General features: G+C 61.3%; 17 protein-coding genes and 1 tRNA gene. 4 read left to right on the top strand and 14 right to left on the bottom strand.

Annotation, left to right across the window (positions count from 1 at the left end; translation table 11 throughout):
• Nucleotides 1–24 precede the first annotated feature (24 nt).
• From JYJ39_RS04140 to JYJ39_RS04125, 4 genes are all read right to left on the bottom strand, one after another.
• The gene (locus JYJ39_RS04140; RefSeq protein ID WP_205202281.1) at nt 25–771 is read right to left on the bottom strand and encodes a uracil-DNA glycosylase; all 747 of its coding nucleotides are present in this window, start codon (nt 769–771) and stop codon (nt 25–27) included.
• Nucleotides 768–1232 carry a ribosomal protein S18-alanine N-acetyltransferase gene (gene rimI / locus JYJ39_RS04135; protein WP_240189533.1) on the bottom strand — a complete coding sequence of 155 codons (465 nt, stop codon included), beginning with the start codon at nt 1230–1232 and terminating at the stop codon, nt 768–770. Before rimI ends, JYJ39_RS04140 begins: the two co-directional genes overlap by 4 nt.
• Nucleotides 1229–1918: a tRNA (adenosine(37)-N6)-threonylcarbamoyltransferase complex dimerization subunit type 1 TsaB gene (tsaB, locus tag JYJ39_RS04130; RefSeq protein WP_205202279.1), complete on the bottom strand. Its 690-nt coding sequence runs from the start codon at nt 1916–1918 to the stop codon at nt 1229–1231. Before tsaB ends, rimI begins: the two co-directional genes overlap by 4 nt.
• A 72-nt stretch (nt 1919–1990) precedes the next feature.
• The gene (locus tag JYJ39_RS04125; protein WP_205202277.1) at nt 1991–2275 is read right to left on the bottom strand and encodes a hypothetical protein; all 285 of its coding nucleotides are present in this window, start codon (nt 2273–2275) and stop codon (nt 1991–1993) included.
• 154 nt (nt 2276–2429) lie between these two features.
• On the opposite strand from JYJ39_RS04125, the gene ompR reads away from it, so the two are divergent.
• Both ompR and JYJ39_RS04115 read left to right on the top strand, forming a co-directional pair.
• Complete coding sequence (gene ompR / locus JYJ39_RS04120; RefSeq protein ID WP_205202275.1) at nt 2430–3161, top strand: two-component system response regulator OmpR; 732 nt, start codon at nt 2430–2432, stop codon at nt 3159–3161.
• The gene (locus JYJ39_RS04115) at nt 3161–4468 is read left to right on the top strand and encodes an ATP-binding protein (protein WP_205202268.1); all 1308 of its coding nucleotides are present in this window, start codon (nt 3161–3163) and stop codon (nt 4466–4468) included. The genes ompR and JYJ39_RS04115 overlap by 1 nt, the downstream gene beginning before the upstream one ends.
• A gap of 4 nt (nt 4469–4472) precedes the next feature.
• Here the strand turns inward: JYJ39_RS04115 and JYJ39_RS04110 are convergent, their stop codons facing one another.
• The 3 genes from JYJ39_RS04110 to rnr are packed head-to-tail and all read right to left on the bottom strand — an operon-like array spanning nt 4473 to nt 8344.
• Nucleotides 4473–5519, bottom strand: coding sequence for an NAD(P)-dependent alcohol dehydrogenase (locus JYJ39_RS04110; RefSeq protein ID WP_205202267.1), 1047 nt, complete (start codon nt 5517–5519; stop codon nt 4473–4475).
• Between the two features lie 30 nt (nt 5520–5549).
• The gene (locus JYJ39_RS04105) at nt 5550–5900 is read right to left on the bottom strand and encodes a hypothetical protein (protein WP_205202266.1); all 351 of its coding nucleotides are present in this window, start codon (nt 5898–5900) and stop codon (nt 5550–5552) included.
• Nucleotides 5900–8344: a ribonuclease R gene (gene rnr / locus JYJ39_RS04100; RefSeq protein WP_205202265.1), complete on the bottom strand. Its 2445-nt coding sequence runs from the start codon at nt 8342–8344 to the stop codon at nt 5900–5902. The genes JYJ39_RS04105 and rnr overlap by 1 nt, the downstream gene beginning before the upstream one ends.
• Before the next feature lie 40 nt (nt 8345–8384).
• Here rnr and JYJ39_RS04095 point away from each other — a divergent pair.
• Together JYJ39_RS04095 and JYJ39_RS04090 are read left to right on the top strand one after the other, a co-directional pair.
• Nucleotides 8385–8469: transfer RNA gene (locus JYJ39_RS04095), tRNA-Leu, on the top strand.
• A 235-nt stretch (nt 8470–8704) separates the two neighbouring features.
• Nucleotides 8705–9115 carry a hypothetical protein gene (locus tag JYJ39_RS04090; RefSeq protein ID WP_205202264.1) on the top strand — a complete coding sequence of 137 codons (411 nt, stop codon included), beginning with the start codon at nt 8705–8707 and terminating at the stop codon, nt 9113–9115.
• Nucleotides 9116–9192: 77 nt separating this feature from the next.
• Here JYJ39_RS04090 and JYJ39_RS04085 read toward each other — a convergent pair whose 3' ends face one another.
• The 7 genes from JYJ39_RS04085 to hfq are packed head-to-tail and all read right to left on the bottom strand — an operon-like array spanning nt 9193 to nt 15495.
• On the bottom strand, nt 9193–10500 hold the full coding sequence (locus JYJ39_RS04085; RefSeq protein ID WP_205202263.1) for an adenylosuccinate synthase: 1308 nt from the start codon (nt 10498–10500) through the stop codon (nt 9193–9195).
• A 5-nt stretch (nt 10501–10505) separates the two neighbouring features.
• Nucleotides 10506–11660, bottom strand: a complete 1155-nt coding sequence (locus tag JYJ39_RS04080) for an ATP phosphoribosyltransferase regulatory subunit (protein WP_205202262.1) — start codon at nt 11658–11660, stop codon at nt 10506–10508.
• Nucleotides 11657–11842: a DUF2065 domain-containing protein gene (locus JYJ39_RS04075; protein WP_205202260.1), complete on the bottom strand. Its 186-nt coding sequence runs from the start codon at nt 11840–11842 to the stop codon at nt 11657–11659. Before JYJ39_RS04075 ends, JYJ39_RS04080 begins: the two co-directional genes overlap by 4 nt.
• Entirely contained in the window at nt 11839–12708 is an 870-nt protein-coding gene (gene hflC / locus JYJ39_RS04070) for a protease modulator HflC (protein WP_205202258.1), read from the bottom strand. The genes JYJ39_RS04075 and hflC overlap by 4 nt, the downstream gene beginning before the upstream one ends.
• Nucleotides 12708–13994 carry an FtsH protease activity modulator HflK gene (hflK, locus tag JYJ39_RS04065; protein WP_205202256.1) on the bottom strand — a complete coding sequence of 429 codons (1287 nt, stop codon included), beginning with the start codon at nt 13992–13994 and terminating at the stop codon, nt 12708–12710. Before hflK ends, hflC begins: the two co-directional genes overlap by 1 nt.
• A gap of 55 nt (nt 13995–14049) precedes the next feature.
• Complete coding sequence (hflX, locus tag JYJ39_RS04060; RefSeq protein WP_205202254.1) at nt 14050–15198, bottom strand: GTPase HflX; 1149 nt, start codon at nt 15196–15198, stop codon at nt 14050–14052.
• A gap of 60 nt (nt 15199–15258) precedes the next feature.
• Nucleotides 15259–15495: an RNA chaperone Hfq gene (gene hfq, locus JYJ39_RS04055; RefSeq protein ID WP_205202252.1), complete on the bottom strand. Its 237-nt coding sequence runs from the start codon at nt 15493–15495 to the stop codon at nt 15259–15261.
• Nucleotides 15496–15547 lie beyond the last annotated feature (52 nt).

Genomic DNA, 15547 nt, shown 5'->3' with positions numbered 1-15547 from the left:
CAAGTGCGGGGAAACCGCCTCAATTCAGCCCGTTTTTGCACGCCAGGCGCGGCGGGCCCGCAATAAATCCTCCCAGGCCTTGGCTTTGTCCGGCAGGTTGCGCAGCAGGTAGGCGGGATGGTAGGTCACCACCACTGGAATCCCTGAATATTCAAATACCTGCCCGCGCATGGCAGCCAGTTTATCCTGCTTGCCCAGCAAGGATTGGGCGGCCGTCTTGCCCAGCAGGACGATCACCTTCGGTTGCAGCAAGGCAACCTGCCGCTGTAACCAGGGACGGCAGGCTTCGATCTCCGCCGGCTCCGGCGTACGGTTATCGGGTGGGCGGCATTTCACCGCATTGGCGATATACACCGCCTTCTGCCGCGTCAGATCGAGCGCCGCCAGCATGGCATCAAGCAATTGCCCGGCCGCACCGACAAACGGTTCGCCCTGCGCATCCTCCTCACTCCCCGGCCCTTCGCCGATGAACAGCCATTCCGCCCTGACATCGCCGACGCCCGGCACGGCCTGCCGGCGCCGCTGGCCGAGCACACAGGCGCGACAGGCCTGCATTGCGGGCCCCAGTTCATCCCAGGCCAGCTCTGCCGGTAGCGGCGCCGATTTTTCTGGCGCAACCATGGCCGGTGGACAGTCCGCCACAACGGCTGCTGCCTCTGCTGCCGTGGCTGTTGCGGACGCCTCTTCACCCGGTACTGGCAAGGCGTCGCGCAGGGTCCACAGAGGGCGGATGCCCATTTCGAGCAGCATCTGTTCCCGGTTAAGTGTCATGCGAGTTCTTTCTGAAACACCAGGCCATCCTCACGCCCCTCGGTCGCAGGGTAGTAGCCCTTGCGCACACCAATCTGCTGAAAACCGAAATTACGGTACAACGCTACGGCCCGGGCATTGCTGGGCCGCACTTCGAGCAACAGGCGTCGCGCCCCATGCGTCGTGACCTGGTGCATGGCGTGCTGCAGCAGGCGCGCACCATAACCCTGTCCCTGCAATGAACTGCTGATGCCGATGGTCAGGATATGCGCCTCATCCAGCACCTGCATGACCACCGAAAACCCGATCAGCCGATCCGGCAAACGCGCCACCCAGGCACTGTAGCCGGCATGCAGGGAATCTGCGAAATTGCCACGACTCCAGGGGAAAGCCTGAATTCCGGCCTCGATCTGCGCGACCGCATCGAGGTCAGCCGCCTGCATGGGATAAAACTCAAGCGAATGGGGCAATACGGCCTTCATGCCTTGCCGCCTTCACGCAGGCGCTCGGCCACCGTTTTCGCCACTTTGTCGCGAACGTAGAGCGGCGCCGCGTCAGCGGCATCAATACCCGCCCCGGCGCGCAGACGCGGCGCGGCCAGATGGGCCAGCCAGCGGGCCTCCGGCAGGATATCCGGCTGCATGGCCCAGCCCTGTTGCGCAATGCGCTGCTGCAATTCGGGATAGGCCCGCAAGGCGTTACCACAGGCAGCCCCCGTACCGGCCGGCAAACCAACTGCCTGCGGCGGCAGCACATGAATATCACCAATCAGTTGATAGTCATCCGCGGCAACGCGCCGGTAGTGCGCGCAATACACTTCGTGCATGCGGGCATCGAGCAGACTCAGGACGCTTTCTGCGCCGCTGGCCGCTGCCATGGCTTCCAGACTGACCACCGGCAGCAGTGGCAGGTCCGCCGCCACCGCCAGCCCCTGCGCCACACCGCAGGCGACGCGCAGGCCGGTGAAGGCTCCAGGACCACAGCCAAAGGCAATGGCGTCGATCTGTGGCAGGCTCAGCTGCCCTTCTGCCAGCAATTCTGCCAGCAACGGCAACAAGGTTTCAGAATGCGCCTGCCCCGCAGGGCAGGCACGCTGCAACACCTCACCGGCGCACCAGAGGGCGCAGCTGCCGTGTTCAGTCGAAGTTTCGAGGGCCAGAATCCGCATGCCCGCCATTTTACCGGATTCGCAGCCGCCACCGGCTGTCTAGCGCCGATCCGTACCTGGCCGCCGCGCCCGTCAGTCGCGCCGATGCCGCCGCTCTCGCTCCGGATACAGCCGCTGCTGCTGGCGCATTTCATCGCGCAGACGCTGCCGCTCTTCCGGCGGCAGGGCCTCGCCGTGCCCACGGTAGGGGCGCTCCAGCGCGCGCTCACGCCTGTTCTGCCACTGTTCGCGCATCTGTTCGCGCAACTCCTGCCGCTCTTCCGGCGGCAAATCGCGCCAGCGCCCGTCAGCGTGCACGCTGCCGGCCAGAACGAGCAGCAACAGGGCACAGGGGAAGGAAAAGATGCGATACCTCATGGCGAGGCATTTTAACGTCTTTGCCAGTGACTGAAACGGCACAGCGCGTACCCGCAGTGTGACAGTTGTAATGCTTTGTTTCGTACCGGCACAGCCGAGACGCCTTGTTACCATTTGTCGCACAGCCCCGATAGCGTGGGGTTATCCTTGCCGCATGAACGAGAACACACACCAGCACATCCTCATCGTCGATGACGACGCCCGCCTGCGCGATCTGCTCACTCGCTATCTCGGCGAACAAGGTTTCACCGTCCGCGCCGTTGCCGATGCGGCACAAATGGACAAGGTCCGCAACCGCGAACACTACCATCTGATCGTGCTCGATCTGATGCTGCCCGGCGAGGACGGTCTGTCCATCTGCCGCCGCCTGCGCGGCCAGGGCGACCGTACGCCCATCGTCATGCTCACCGCCAAGGGGGACGAGATCGACCGCATCCTCGGGCTGGAAATGGGCGCTGACGACTACCTGCCCAAACCGTTCAATCCGCGTGAACTGCTGGCCCGCATCAATGCCGTGCTACGCCGGCAGAGCAGCCTGCCACCGGGCGCCCCGGAAGACCTGCCGGAAATCACCCGTTTCGGCCACATCGAGGTTGATTACGCCGCCCGCACCCTCAAGCGCGGCGACGAAGTGCTCTCCCTCACCACCGGCGAATTTGCCGTTCTCAAGGTGCTGCTGCAGCATCCCGGCCAACCATTGTCGCGCGACAAGCTGATGACCTTGGCCCGGGGCCGCGAGCAAGGGCCATTCGACCGGGCCATCGACGTGCAGATGTCGCGGTTGCGCAAGCTGATCGAAGCCGACCCGGCACAACCCCGCTACCTGCAGACCGTCTGGGGCTTTGGCTACGTCTTCGTGCCGGACGGTGCCCGCCGGGAAAACTGATGCCGCGTTCGCTGCTGGCCCGCACCTTTCTGTTGCTGGCGCTGCTGGTGCTGACCAGCACTGCCGGCTGGCTGGCCTTGTTCAGCCACATCGACGTCGAACCACGGGCGCGGGAAGCAGCCACCACGGCAAGTTCTGCCGTCAACCTGATCCGCGCCTCGATTTTTGCCGCTTCACCGCGGAAACGACCGCAATTACTGGCTGAATTTTCCTCCACTGAAGGCATCCGTCTGCTGCCGGCCGAAGAAAACGACGTCATCCTGCCCATGCCGGAATCGCGCTTTCACCAGCTGCTGCGGGAAAATCTCATGACACGCCTGGGCGAACAGACACGCATCGCTGCCGAGGTCAATGGCGAACCCGGCTTCTGGGTCAGCTTCCGCCTCAACCCCCGCGATGCCGACGAATACTGGCTGGTGTTGCCGCGCGAGCGGGCCAGCCGCAACTTTGCCGCCCGCTGGCTGAGCTGGGTGGTTCTGGCCGTCGGACTGGCGCTGGTCGTTGCCTGGTTGATCGCCTCACGCATCAGCCGCCCGCTGAAAGCCTTTGCCCGTTCGGCGCAAGCCCTTGGCCGCGGTCAGACGCCGACGCCACTACCGGAAGAAGGCACAGAAGAAATACGCGCCCTGGCCACGGCATTCAACACCATGGCGCACGATCTGGCGCGGCACGAAAAAGACCGCTCCGAAGTCCTGGCCGGCATCTCGCACGATCTGCGCACCCCGCTCACCCGGCTGCGCCTGGAAATCGAAATGAGCGTCAGCGACACCGCGGCACAACAGGGGATGAGCGCCGATATTGAGCAGATGGAAGCCGTGATCTCGCAATTCATGGATTACGCCCGCACCGAATCGGGCGAACCGCCCAGCCGTACCGACCTTGCTGCCTTGCTAAGTACCCTGCACGAACGCCAGCACGCGATTGGCCGCACGTTCGCCCTGAGCCTGGCCCCAGGCCTGGAAGCGGTGCTGCTGCGGCCCAAAGCCATCAACCGTGCGGTGGTGAATCTGCTCGACAACGCCTGGAAATACGGCGGTGGCGCGAGCAGCCTGGAGGCTGTACACCACGGCAATGAAATCCATATCACCATCACTGACCGCGGCCCAGGCATTCCAGAAAGCGAGCAGGAGCGCCTGAAACGCCCCTTCACCCGTCTGAACACCGCCCGCACCGACGTCACCGGCACAGGCCTCGGCCTGGCCATCGTCGAACGCATCGCCCGCCTGCACGACGGCCGCCTCGAATTATTGCCCAATCCCGGCGGCGGCCTGATTGCCCGCCTGATACTCCGGCGGGAAGTCGCCTAAGCGTTCACAGCGTTGCCATATCGATCACGAAACGGTATTTGACATCGCTCTTCAACATGCGCTCGTAGGCAGTATTGATCTCATCCATGCGGATCGTTTCGATATCGGAAACAATCCCGTGCTGGGCGCAGAAATCGAGCATTTCCTGGGTTTCACGAATGCCGCCGATGAGGGAACCCGCAAGCTGCCGGCGCCCCGTGATCAAGGTGCCGATAGACCAGGTCGGATGCGGCTCCGCCGGCAGACCGACCAACGTCATAGTGCCATCGCGTTTAAGCAGGCGCAGGTAAGCATCGAGTTTATGCGGCGCGGCGACCGTATTGAGGATGAAATCAAGGCTGCCGACGTGCGCCTTCATCTGCTCACGGTCCGTCGACAGGCAGACCGCGTGCGCCCCCAGACGTAATCCGTCGGCAGCCTTGCCGGGCGAAGTGGTGAACAAGGTCACCGTTGCGCCCATGGCGCGGGCAATCTTGACGCCCATGTGCCCCAGGCCACCGAGACCGACAATGCCGACCTTGCTCCCCGGGCCGACCTGCCAGTGGCGAAGCGGTGAATAGGTGGTGATACCAGCGCACAGCAGGGGCGCGACTGCCGCCAGCTGCGCCTCCGGATGGCGGACATGCAGGACGAAGCCCGCCTTGACCACGATATCCTGGGAATAGCCGCCGAAGGTATTGCCGCCATCCGGACGGGACGGGCCATTGTAGGTGCCGGTGAAGGTTTCGGCGCAGTATTGCTCCTCACCCTCGGCACAAGCGGGGCAATGGCCGCAACTATCGACCATGCAGCCCACCCCCACCAGATCACCCACCTTGAAATCCTGAACCGCAGCGCCCACTGCCCGCACCCGGCCAACAATTTCATGCCCGGGCACGCAGGGATAAAGCGTATTGCGCCATTCGTTGCGCGCGGTATGCAGATCGGAATGGCACACCCCGCAGTACAGAATGTCGATGTGCACGTCATCTGCCGCCAGCGACCGGCGCGTCAGGCTGAAAGGTGCCAGCGGACTGTCCGCCGCGATTGCAGCATAGGCTTTTGTTGTCATCGTCTTTTCCTCATGTTCCAGATTCATCGTTTACCGCAGCCACAAAACAACAACTACGATGGCCAGGGCAAGATTACCCAGCGCCAGCAAGAGCAGGCGGCGGCGGGTTTTTTCCACCCGCGCAATGAGTTGTGCATTCTGCTCCGCCAACGATTGCATCACCTCACCCGCCGTGCGCATCTCCACCTGCAAGGCCGTGACCTGCTGCTGCAGGGCATGTACCGCAGTGGGCGCATCCGCATCCTCAGGCAGATCTGCCGCATCCGTGGACGCCGGCGTGCGGGTTTTGTTCCAGAATTTGCGTGCAGCCTCAGCCACCGCAGGCGCGTTTTTCAGCACTTCAGTCCATGGCACTTTAGCCAGCAAACTAACCCAGGCCATCAGCCCTTCCTCGTCCGGCTACGGTTCTTGGCAGTGGCGCCGGCACGCCTGGCAGCCACTTTTTTGCCGGAGGCCTTTTTACCTGCCGCCTCAGGCGCCGCTTTATCAGCCGCTTTGCCAGCCGTCTTGGCAACCGGTTTGGCTACACGTTTCTTTGCAGCCGCCGGCTTAGCAGCTTTCCCTGCGCTGACCGGCGCAGCAGCCTCGGCGCCACCCGCAGTCCTGGCGCGCGGTGCCGGCGTTGTCCCCCGCGTTACCGCTTTACCGCCCTCGCGCACCAACGCGAAATCGATCTTGTTGCTTTCCAGATCAGCCCGCACCAGTTTGACCCGCACTCGGTCGCCGAGCCGGAAACGTTCGCCGGTACGCTCGCCCAGCATCTGGTGGCGGACATTGTCGAACTGGAAGTAATCCTGGCCAAGCTCGGAGACATGGACCAGACCTTCGATATACACGGCATCAAGCGCCACGAAGATACCAAAGGGAGTAACCGACGAAATCGTGCCGTCGAACACTTCGCCGATACGGTCCTGCATGTAATAGGTTTTCAGCCAGTTTTCAACATCGCGCGTTGCCTCGTCGGCGCGCCGTTCGGTCGCTGAACACTGCAGGCCAATATCGTCCCAGGCCTGCTCCGGCGTATATTTTCCGCCCGCCAGCACCGCCTTGATCGCCCGATGCACGAGCAGATCGGGATAACGGCGGATCGGCGAGGTGAAGTGGGTGTAGTGCTCATAGGCCAGGCCGAAGTGGCCAACGTTGTCCGGGCTGTACATGGCCTGACGCAGGGAACGCAGCATCACCGTCTGCAGCAGCTGAAAATCCGGCCGTGGCTTGATCTTCTCCAGCAGCTCGGCGTAATCCCTGGCTTTCGGATCGTCACCACCATTCAAACCCAACCCGAATTCGCCAAGGAAACTGCGCAGATTGCGCAACTTTTCCTCATTCGGCCCCTCATGCACACGGTAGAGGCAAGGCTGGTCGTGACTTGCAAGAAAATCGGAGGCGCAGACGTTGGCTGCCAGCATGCACTCCTCAATGATGCGGTGGGCGTCATTGCGCACAACCGGCACGATGTTGTCGATCTTGCCCTGATCGTTGAACAGCATCATCGTTTCTGTCGTTTCAAAATCGATCGCGCCACGCTGTCCGCGTGCTTTGTGCAACACCTGATACAGCGTGTACAACTGCGCAACATGCGGCTGCACAGCCTGCTCGGCAGCCGTTGTCGGCGCCAGCTCGCCGCTCAGCCAACCCCACACCTGGGTATAAGTCAGGCGGGCATGCGAGCGGAACACGGCCGGGTAAAACCGGTATTTGCCGATCTTGCCGCTGGCATTGATCGTCATGTCACAGACCATGGCCAGACGATCCACTTCCGGATTGAGCGAACAAATCCCATTGGACAGTTTTTCCGGCAACATCGGAATCACCCGGCGCGGGAAATAAACCGAATTGCCGCGCAGAGCCGCCTCCCTATCGAGGGCCATACCGGGTTGCACGTAATGCGACACATCGGCAATCGCCACCACCAATCGCCAACCACGTCCCTGCTTCGCGCAGAACACCGCGTCGTCAAAATCACGCGCCGTTTCGCCGTCAATCGTCACCAGCGGCAACTGGCGCAGATCCTCACGCCCGGCCAGATCCGATTTACGTACCTTGTCGGGCATTTTCTTATTTTCTTCGCGCGCTCCGGGCGAAAACTCGAAGGGCAGATCGTGCTTGCGCAGAGCAATCTCGATTTCCATTCCCGGATCGGCATAATTGCCCAGCACTTCGACGATGCGCCCGATCGGCTGCGAGTACTTGCTCGGCTGCTCGATGATTTCCACCATCACCACCTGCCCGGATTGCGGCTTCAGCTTGCTCTTCTTGTCCGCCGGCACCAGGATGTCGTGCGACAGGCGGCGGTTCTCCGGCACCACGACCACCACCCCGTGCTCGACGAACACCCGGCCGATCACCCGCGTATTGGCGCGCTCGGTGACCTCGACGATATTGCCTTCCGGGCGTCCCCGTCGATCAACGCCGATGACGCGCGCCAGCACACGGTCACCGTGCATGACCTTGCCCATCTGCCGCTGATCGAGGAACAGGTCGGCACTGCCATCATCCGGCAGCAGGAAACCATAGCCATCCGGATGCCCTTGCACCTTGCCGGCGATCAGACTGGCTTTTTCAGGCAGGATGTAATCGCCCTTGCGGTTACGCAGGATCTGGCCCTCGCGCTCCATGGCACCAAGCCGGCGCAGGAAGACATCCCGCTCGTCCTTGCTGATGTCGAGCGCACTGACGAGCTGTTCAAAGCCGAGCGGCCGCCCCTCATCGCCCAGCAACTGGATGACGTACTCGCGCGAAGGCAGGGGGAATTCATAGCGGGCGAGTTCGCGCTCAAGGAATGGATCGGCGCGACGAATTTTCGATAGTTTTTTTCTTGACATGGAAACGGCTTTCTCTATAATGGCGGCTCTTCGCACCTGTGCCCAGGTGGCGGAATTGGTAGACGCACTAGTTTCAGGTACTAGCGCTGCAAGGCGTGGAAGTTCGAGTCTTCTCCTGGGCACCAACGAATTTGATGAAAGGTCTTGCTCCGGCAAGGCCTTTTTTCATTTGTGCGCGCCCCGGAACTACCGAAGAAAAATGCTGACTGGCATGTAGATACATGCGGGCTATTGTCGCACGTCGCCGCGCTCTTGGTGCTTACACATTTATTAACATCTGGTTGCGACGTGAAATTTGCAGATTGATTAAGCTGTGCCGGAATCAATCGACGCATAACCTGCACATCCGCGAGGCACGCCATGAAACGCACCATTTCCCTCTGTACCGCCGCCCTCCTTGGCCTCGGCCTGGCTACCCAGGCCACCGCCGGCCCGGGGCATGAACGCGGCCATCACCCCGGCTTTGAACGCGGTCCGGGCCGGCATTTCCAGCCCCCACCGCGACATCACCGCCACTACGCTCCGCCGCCGCGTCAGCATCACAACCACCACCGCCATGAGCGGCGTGACTGGATCGGGCCAGCGGCCGTTCTGACCATCGGCGGCCTGGCCCTTGGCAGCGCCCTCTATTACAACCAGCAACGCGAACCTGTTGTCGTCTATCAAAGCTCACTCCCGGACGGTAACTGGTTCTACTGCCGTTCTTCCGGTCAGTATTACCCAAACACCCAGGCTTGCCCTGAAGGCTGGGTCACCGTGACCCGCCGCTGAAGCCCCTGCCCCGGACTTCCTGAAAAAAAAAGCCGTCCAGAATAAACTGAACGGCTTTTTCGGCAAGGCAAGCTGCCTTATTTGAAGGGGTGGTCACGCAGAATGGTTTCGTCGCGCTCCGGGCCGGTCGACACGATGGCGATGGGCACACCACACAAGACTTCCAGACGATTCAGATAGGCTTGCGCATTGACGGGCAGGTCTTCCCAGCGCTTGACGCGGAAGGTGCTGCCTTCCCAGCCTGGCAGGGTTTCGTAGATCGGCTCGCAGGCGGCCACTTCATCGGCCCCGATGGGCAGCAGGTCAATGTCCTTCCCGTGCAGGCGGTAGCCGGTGCAGATTTTCAGTTCTTTCAGGCCATCGAGCACATCCAGCTTGGTGATGCACAGGCTGGTCAGGCCGTTGATGCGCGCCGAGCGGCGCAGCAGTGGCGCGTCGAACCAGCCACAACGGCGCTTGCGGCCGGTCACGGTACCGAACTCCTGACCGACGGTAAACATCTGATGTCCCGGCGTCCCTTCGGTGTCGATATCGAGCTCACTCGGGAAAGGGCCGCCACCCACGCGGGTGCAGTAGGCCTTGGTAATGCCCAGCACGTAATGCAGCATGCCGGGGCCGATCCCCGCGCCGGCAGCGGCCTGGCCCGACACGCAGTTGGACGAGGTCACGAAGGGATAGGTCCCGTGGTCAATATCGAGCAGGGTGCCTTGCGCGCCTTCGAACAGCAGCTTGCCGCCGGCCTGATTCACTTCATACAACGCGGCCGACACATCCACCACCATCGGGCGGATGATTTCGGCGTCAGCCATGGCCTGGTCGTACACCTTCTGGAAATCGACCGGCTCGGCCTTGAAATACTGGGTCAGGGCAAAGTTGTGGTATTCCAGCACCTCGCGCAATTTCTCGGCGAAGCGTTCCGGGTGGAACAGGTCATAGACCCGCAGACCACGCCGGGCCACCTTGTCTTCATACGCCGGGCCAATGCCCTTGCCGGTGGCACCAATTTTCTTGTCGCTGGCCTTGGCCGCTTCCCGTGCCTTGTCGATGGCCGAGTGATAGGGCAGGATCAGCGGGCAACCCGGGCTGATCTTGAGGCGCGAGCGAACGTCGATACCGCCTTTTTCCAATTCTGCAATCTCGGCGATCAGGTGATGGATGTCGAGCACCACGCCATTGCCGATATAGCAGTCGATACCTTCGCGCACGATCCCGGACGGGACCAGATTAAGCTTATAGACGTTATCGCCGACAACGAGTGTATGACCGGCGTTGTGCCCGCCCTGGAAACGGACGACACCCTGGGCGTGGTCCGTCAGCCAGTCGACAATCTTGCCCTTCCCTTCGTCGCCCCACTGCGTGCCCACAACGATGACATTCTTGGTCATGTTTTTCAGTCCTCTAGAATAGCTTCGATCAGCCATTGACCACCAACGGCCACCAGTTTCCGGTCACACGCCGGCGCTTCGCAATTCGTTTCGCCGGGCAATAACTCAACCACAATTTCGCCTGCTGCACGCAGACGGACAATCTCTGCCGCCAAGCCGGCATCTGTACCTGCGTGCGGCGCCAGAATGGCCTTGTTGCCGACCCGGCGCGGCGCCAAGCGTGCCACTTCACGCAAATCGAGAGAAAAGCCGGTTGCCGGACGTGCCCGACCGAACACCTCGCCAGCACCGTCGTAACGTCCGCCTAAGGCGATGGCCGCAGGATAGTTGGGGCAGTAGGCAGCGAAAACAATGCCGTTGTGGTAGTGATAGCCGCGCAGATCGGCCAGATCAATCGAGAACGGCAGTTCCGGCGCTTGTTGCAGCACATAGCGCAGACGCGACAAGGCCTCTTCGATGGCAGGCAAAGCGGGCAGCACCGCTGCCGCACGCTCAATGACTTCGGCGCCGCCATAAAGACGGGGCAAGGCGGCCAGGGCTTCGCGCCAGGGCGACGCCACACCCGCCAAAGCTTCGGCCAGGGCAGGTTCATCCTTGTCACGCAAGAAGGCCAGCAGCTGACTTTCCTGGCTTTCCGGCAAGCCGGCAGCAGTCACCAGGGCTTCAAAAATGCCGGCATGGGCAAGATCGATGCGCGCCAGCGGCAGGCCGACATGGGCGAAGGCTGTCGCCATCAGGCGCATGATTTCGAGGTCGGCCGCGCCGCCTGCATAGCCGTACAGTTCGGCACCGATCTGCAACGGCTCGCGACTCACCGACACATTGGCGGGCAAGGTATGCAGGATGCTGCCGCAATAGCACAGGCGGGTCACCCCGGGGCGATTGAGCAGGTGGGCATCGATACGCGCTGCCTGCGGCGTCATATCGGCACGCACCCCCATGCTGCGGCCGGACAACTGATCGACCAGTTTGAAGGTGCGCAGATCGAGGTCATGGCCGGTGCCCGTGAGCAGCGACTCCAGATACTCCATCAGGGGCGGCATGACATGTTCGTAACCATGCAACCGGAAGTGATCGAGCAGGGAGCGACGCAGGCGCTCGATCTGGGCGGCTTCAGCGGGCAGCGCGTCCGCCAGGTATTCGGGGAGCAACCAGTTCATGAAAAAATCATCACCAAAATCAGGCCGATCAGCATCGAGCTGAGGCCAATAAAACGAATCTGACCATCCGACATCTGCGTCAGACGGCGAAAGGTTTCGCGCCAGGCAGCCGGAGCGATAAAGGGCATCGCGCCCTCAAGAATCAGCATCAGGGCAAAAGCCAGCAGCAGTGAGGAGGTCATTTACCCTGGTTCTTCAGGTATTTGAAGAAATCGGAATTCGGCTCCACCACCAGCACGTCGTTCTTGCTGGCAAAGCTGTTGCGGTACGCTTCCAGACTACGGTAGAAGGCGTAAAACTCGGGGCTCTTGCTGAAGGCTTCGGCATACAGCGCCGCAGCTTTGGCGTCACCCTCGCCCTTCACTTTCTGGGCATCGCGATAGGCCTCAGCGACGATGATTTCGCGCTGACGATCAGCGTCGGCGCGAATCTTCTCGGCTTCCGCCGCGCCTTCCGAACGCAGCTCATTGGCCACCCGCTTACGCTCGGCTTCCATCCGGCTATAGACGGCACCACTGACTTCATCGGGCAATTCGACGCGTTTCAGGCGCACGTCAACGATTTTGACGCCGATGCGGCGAGCATCGATATCGGCTTTTTCGCGCATGCGATCCATGATCTTGTCACGCTCACCGGAGATCACGTCATGCACCAGACGCTTGCCGAACTCCTCGCGCAGGCCGGCGTTGACCGTCTGGCTCAGACGGGTCCGCGCCCGCATTTCATCGCCACCGACCGACATGTAATACAACTTGGGATCGACAATGCGCCATTTGATGAAGGAATCGACCAGAACGTTCTTTTTCTCGGAGGTAATAAAACGTTCCGGATCGGCACTTTCGAGCGTCAGGATGCGGTTATCGAAGAAACGTATGTTCTGCACCAGGGGCAGCTTGAAGTGCAGCCCGGGCTCGGTAATCACCCGCTTTACTTCGCCCAGCTGGAACACCAGGGCATATTGCCGCTGGTCAACCGTGAAGACGGACATCGCCACGGCACCCAGAATCAGTGCCACCAGGCCAATAATCATGTTCAGACGCGGACTCATCAGCGTGTCTCCCGTTCACGGGAAGAGAGCGAAGTCCGCCCCTCCCTGCTGGAAAAATTGGGGCTGCCCTCCATCTGCGGCGGCACTTCGCCGCTGAAGGCCGGGCGGTTGCCGGTCGCGGCTGGCGCAACTGCTTCGGCGGCACTACGCGGCGCAGTCACCGCGGCTGTCGCCTGCATCAGCTTGTCCAGCGGCAGATAGAGCAAATTCCCCTGCCCCTTGGCGTCCACCATGATCTTGGTGGTGTTGCTGTAAATCTGCTGCATGGTGTCCAGATACATGCGCTGGCGGGTGACTTCCGGCGCCTTGGCGTATTCGGCCTGAATCTGGCGGAAACGCGACGCATCACCTTCGGCATTGGCAATCACACGCTGCTTGTAACCCTGCGCCTCTTCCTGCAGACGGGCAGCCGTACCCCGGGCCCGCGGCACCACGTCGTTGGCGTAGGCCTGGCCTTCATTTTTCTGCCGTTCCCGATCCTGACCGGCCTTGACGGCATCATCGAAGGCCGCCTGCACCTGCTCGGGCGGCTGGGCATTCTGCATGGTCACTTTCGAGATGAGGATACCCGCCTGATAGCGGTCAAGGATGGCCTGCATCAGCTGCGCCGCCTCGGTGGCGATCTGTTCGCGCCCCTCATAGAGGACGAAGTCCATCTTGCTCTTGCCGACGATTTCACGCACTGCCGTTTCCGCCGCACCGACCACGGTTTCGTCGGGGTGGCGGTTGTTGAACAGGTACTCGACCGGGTCCTTGAGGATGTACTGCACGGCAAACTGGATGTTGACGATATTTTCGTCGTCCGTGAGCATCAAGGCTTCTTTCAGCACCTTGTTGCGCTCACTGCCGCGATAGCCGATTTCCACCGTGCGCACACCGGTCAGGTTGACCAGTTCATGCGACTGGATCGGGTAGGGCAGGCGCCAGCGCAGACCGGGTTCGGTCGTTTCCAGACGTTTGCCGAACTGCAGTACCACGCCGCGCTGCGACGCGTCGACGATGTAAAACCCGGAAGCCAGCCAGACCACCACGATCAACCCCAGCAGCAACCAGATACCGCCACCGAACAATTTCGAATTGAAATCGACTTCGGGCAGGCGCGGTCCGCCGCCATTGCCGGAATTACCGCCGCCCTGTTTCTTGCCCATCATGCCACTCAGCTTGCGGTTGAAATCACGCCACAGTTCTTCCAGATCAGGCGGACCATCATTCGGTCGACGGGGTTTCTTGCCGCCGGAATCATCGCCGTCACCCCGATTACCCCATTGTGGATCGTTGATGGACATGAGCATACCTAGACTTGGAATCATAAGAATCAGGGAAAATTAATATCCGTTATGTTCAGCAGGATTCGTGTTCGCCAACGTCAGCGCCGCCTGCAAAATGATTGCGTAATTCGGTCTTGGCCTGCGCGTACTCGGCCAGCGCCGCACGCAAGATATCCAGACCAGCGCCGCTGCGCGAGCTCAAACGAACGCGGGCGATATTACCATACTCGTCCCGCACCTCTCCCGGCTCAACGCCGGTCAGGTCGATCTTGTTCCAGACCACGAGTTGCGGCACTTCCGCCGCGCCGATCTCGGCCAGCACCTTGTTGACTTCGGCAACCTGCTCGTCGCGCGCCGGGCTGGCACTATCGACCACATGTAACAGCAAGTCGGCATCAGTCGCCGCTTCCAGCGTGGCATGAAAGGCATCCACCAAGGCATGCGGCAGGTCGCGGATGAATCCGACCGTATCGGAAATCACGATATTGCCCGCGCCTTCAACCCACAGCTTGCGCGAAGTCGTATCGAGCGTGGCAAACAACTGGTCTGCCGCATAGACGCCCGCGCGAGTCAGGGCATTAAACAGCGTGGATTTACCCGCGTTGGTATAACCAATCAGGGAGACATTGAGCACATCGCCGCGGCGGCGCGCCTTGCGCTGCACACCGCGTTGCCGGGCCAGTTTCTTCAGCCGATCCTTCAGCAGCTTGACCCGCCCCCCCAGCAGGCGGCGATCGGTTTCGAGCTGCTTTTCACCCGGGCCGCGCAGACCGATCCCGCCGCGCTGACGCTCAAGGTGGGTCCAGCCGCGCACCAGCCGGGTGGACAAATGTTCAAGTTGCGCTAGTTCAACCTGCAGCTTGCCCTCGGCACTGGCGGCACGCAGGGCAAAGATGTCGAGAATCAGGCTGTTACGATCCACCACCCGGCATTTCAGGGCGCCTTCCAGGTTACGCTGCTGCACCGGCGACAAAGGATGGTTGAAAATCACCAATTGCGCCTCGGTGGCAGCAATCATGGCGGCTATTTCATCCACCTTGCCTTTTCCAGCGAAGCTCTTGGGATCGGGGCTGTGGCGCTTGCCACGCACTTCGGCAACAATCAGACCGCCCGCTGACGCAGTCAGCAAGCGTAATTCTTCGAGTTGTTCGTCAACATCGGCCTGCCCGAAATCGAGTTGCACGACAACGGCACGCTCGCCGGCGGCGGGGCGTTCAAACATGAATCAAGCCAGAGTAAACGAAAGCTGCCCCGCCGCTGCGGGGCAGTGCTGCCAGCGGGCCTATTCTGCGGCCTGCTCTTGCTGGAGATTGACCGGGCGCGCCGGCACGACCGTCGAGATGGCATGTTTGTACACCATCTGGGTCACGGTATTCTTCAGTAGGACGACGTACTGGTCGAAAGACTCGACCTGACCTTGCAGTTTGATGCCGTTGACCAGGTAAATCGAGACCGGGATGTGTTCGCGGCGCAAGGCGTTAAGAAAGGGGTCTTGTAAAAGTTGCCCTTTGTTGCTCATGGTGTGGACTCCATGTGTGTTGTTATGAGGGGGTTAATGTACCCAAAAAAAT

It is taken from the genome of Azonexus hydrophilus (assembly GCF_905120355.1).
GTDB lineage: Bacteria > Pseudomonadota > Gammaproteobacteria > Burkholderiales > Rhodocyclaceae > Azonexus.
This window is presented reverse-complemented; position numbering and strand designations above follow the sequence as displayed.

What these genes read in the sequence shown, in the direction of transcription:
- hflC (WP_205202258.1), bottom strand. Translation starts at nt 12,708, where the DNA reads ATGAGTCCGCGTCTGAACATGATTATTGGCCTGGTGGCACTGATTCTG.
- JYJ39_RS04110 (WP_205202267.1), bottom strand. Translation starts at nt 5,519, where the DNA reads ATGACAACAAAAGCCTATGCTGCAATCGCGGCGGACAGTCCGCTGGCA.
- hfq (WP_205202252.1), bottom strand. Translation starts at nt 15,495, where the DNA reads ATGAGCAACAAAGGGCAACTTTTACAAGACCCCTTTCTTAACGCCTTG.
- JYJ39_RS04085 (WP_205202263.1), bottom strand. Translation starts at nt 10,500, where the DNA reads ATGACCAAGAATGTCATCGTTGTGGGCACGCAGTGGGGCGACGAAGGG.
- JYJ39_RS04075 (WP_205202260.1), bottom strand. Translation starts at nt 11,842, where the DNA reads ATGACCTCCTCACTGCTGCTGGCTTTTGCCCTGATGCTGATTCTTGAG.
- ompR (WP_205202275.1), top strand. Translation starts at nt 2,430, where the DNA reads ATGAACGAGAACACACACCAGCACATCCTCATCGTCGATGACGACGCC.
- rimI (WP_240189533.1), bottom strand. Translation starts at nt 1,232, where the DNA reads ATGAAGGCCGTATTGCCCCATTCGCTTGAGTTTTATCCCATGCAGGCG.
- JYJ39_RS04115 (WP_205202268.1), top strand. Translation starts at nt 3,161, where the DNA reads ATGCCGCGTTCGCTGCTGGCCCGCACCTTTCTGTTGCTGGCGCTGCTG.
- tsaB (WP_205202279.1), bottom strand. Translation starts at nt 1,918, where the DNA reads ATGCGGATTCTGGCCCTCGAAACTTCGACTGAACACGGCAGCTGCGCC.
- JYJ39_RS04080 (WP_205202262.1), bottom strand. Translation starts at nt 11,660, where the DNA reads ATGAACTGGTTGCTCCCCGAATACCTGGCGGACGCGCTGCCCGCTGAA.
- JYJ39_RS04105 (WP_205202266.1), bottom strand. Translation starts at nt 5,900, where the DNA reads ATGGCCTGGGTTAGTTTGCTGGCTAAAGTGCCATGGACTGAAGTGCTG.
- hflK (WP_205202256.1), bottom strand. Translation starts at nt 13,994, where the DNA reads ATGTCCATCAACGATCCACAATGGGGTAATCGGGGTGACGGCGATGAT.
- JYJ39_RS04125 (WP_205202277.1), bottom strand. Translation starts at nt 2,275, where the DNA reads ATGAGGTATCGCATCTTTTCCTTCCCCTGTGCCCTGTTGCTGCTCGTT.
- JYJ39_RS04090 (WP_205202264.1), top strand. Translation starts at nt 8,705, where the DNA reads ATGAAACGCACCATTTCCCTCTGTACCGCCGCCCTCCTTGGCCTCGGC.
- hflX (WP_205202254.1), bottom strand. Translation starts at nt 15,198, where the DNA reads ATGTTTGAACGCCCCGCCGCCGGCGAGCGTGCCGTTGTCGTGCAACTC.
- rnr (WP_205202265.1), bottom strand. Translation starts at nt 8,344, where the DNA reads ATGTCAAGAAAAAAACTATCGAAAATTCGTCGCGCCGATCCATTCCTT.
- JYJ39_RS04140 (WP_205202281.1), bottom strand. Translation starts at nt 771, where the DNA reads ATGACACTTAACCGGGAACAGATGCTGCTCGAAATGGGCATCCGCCCT.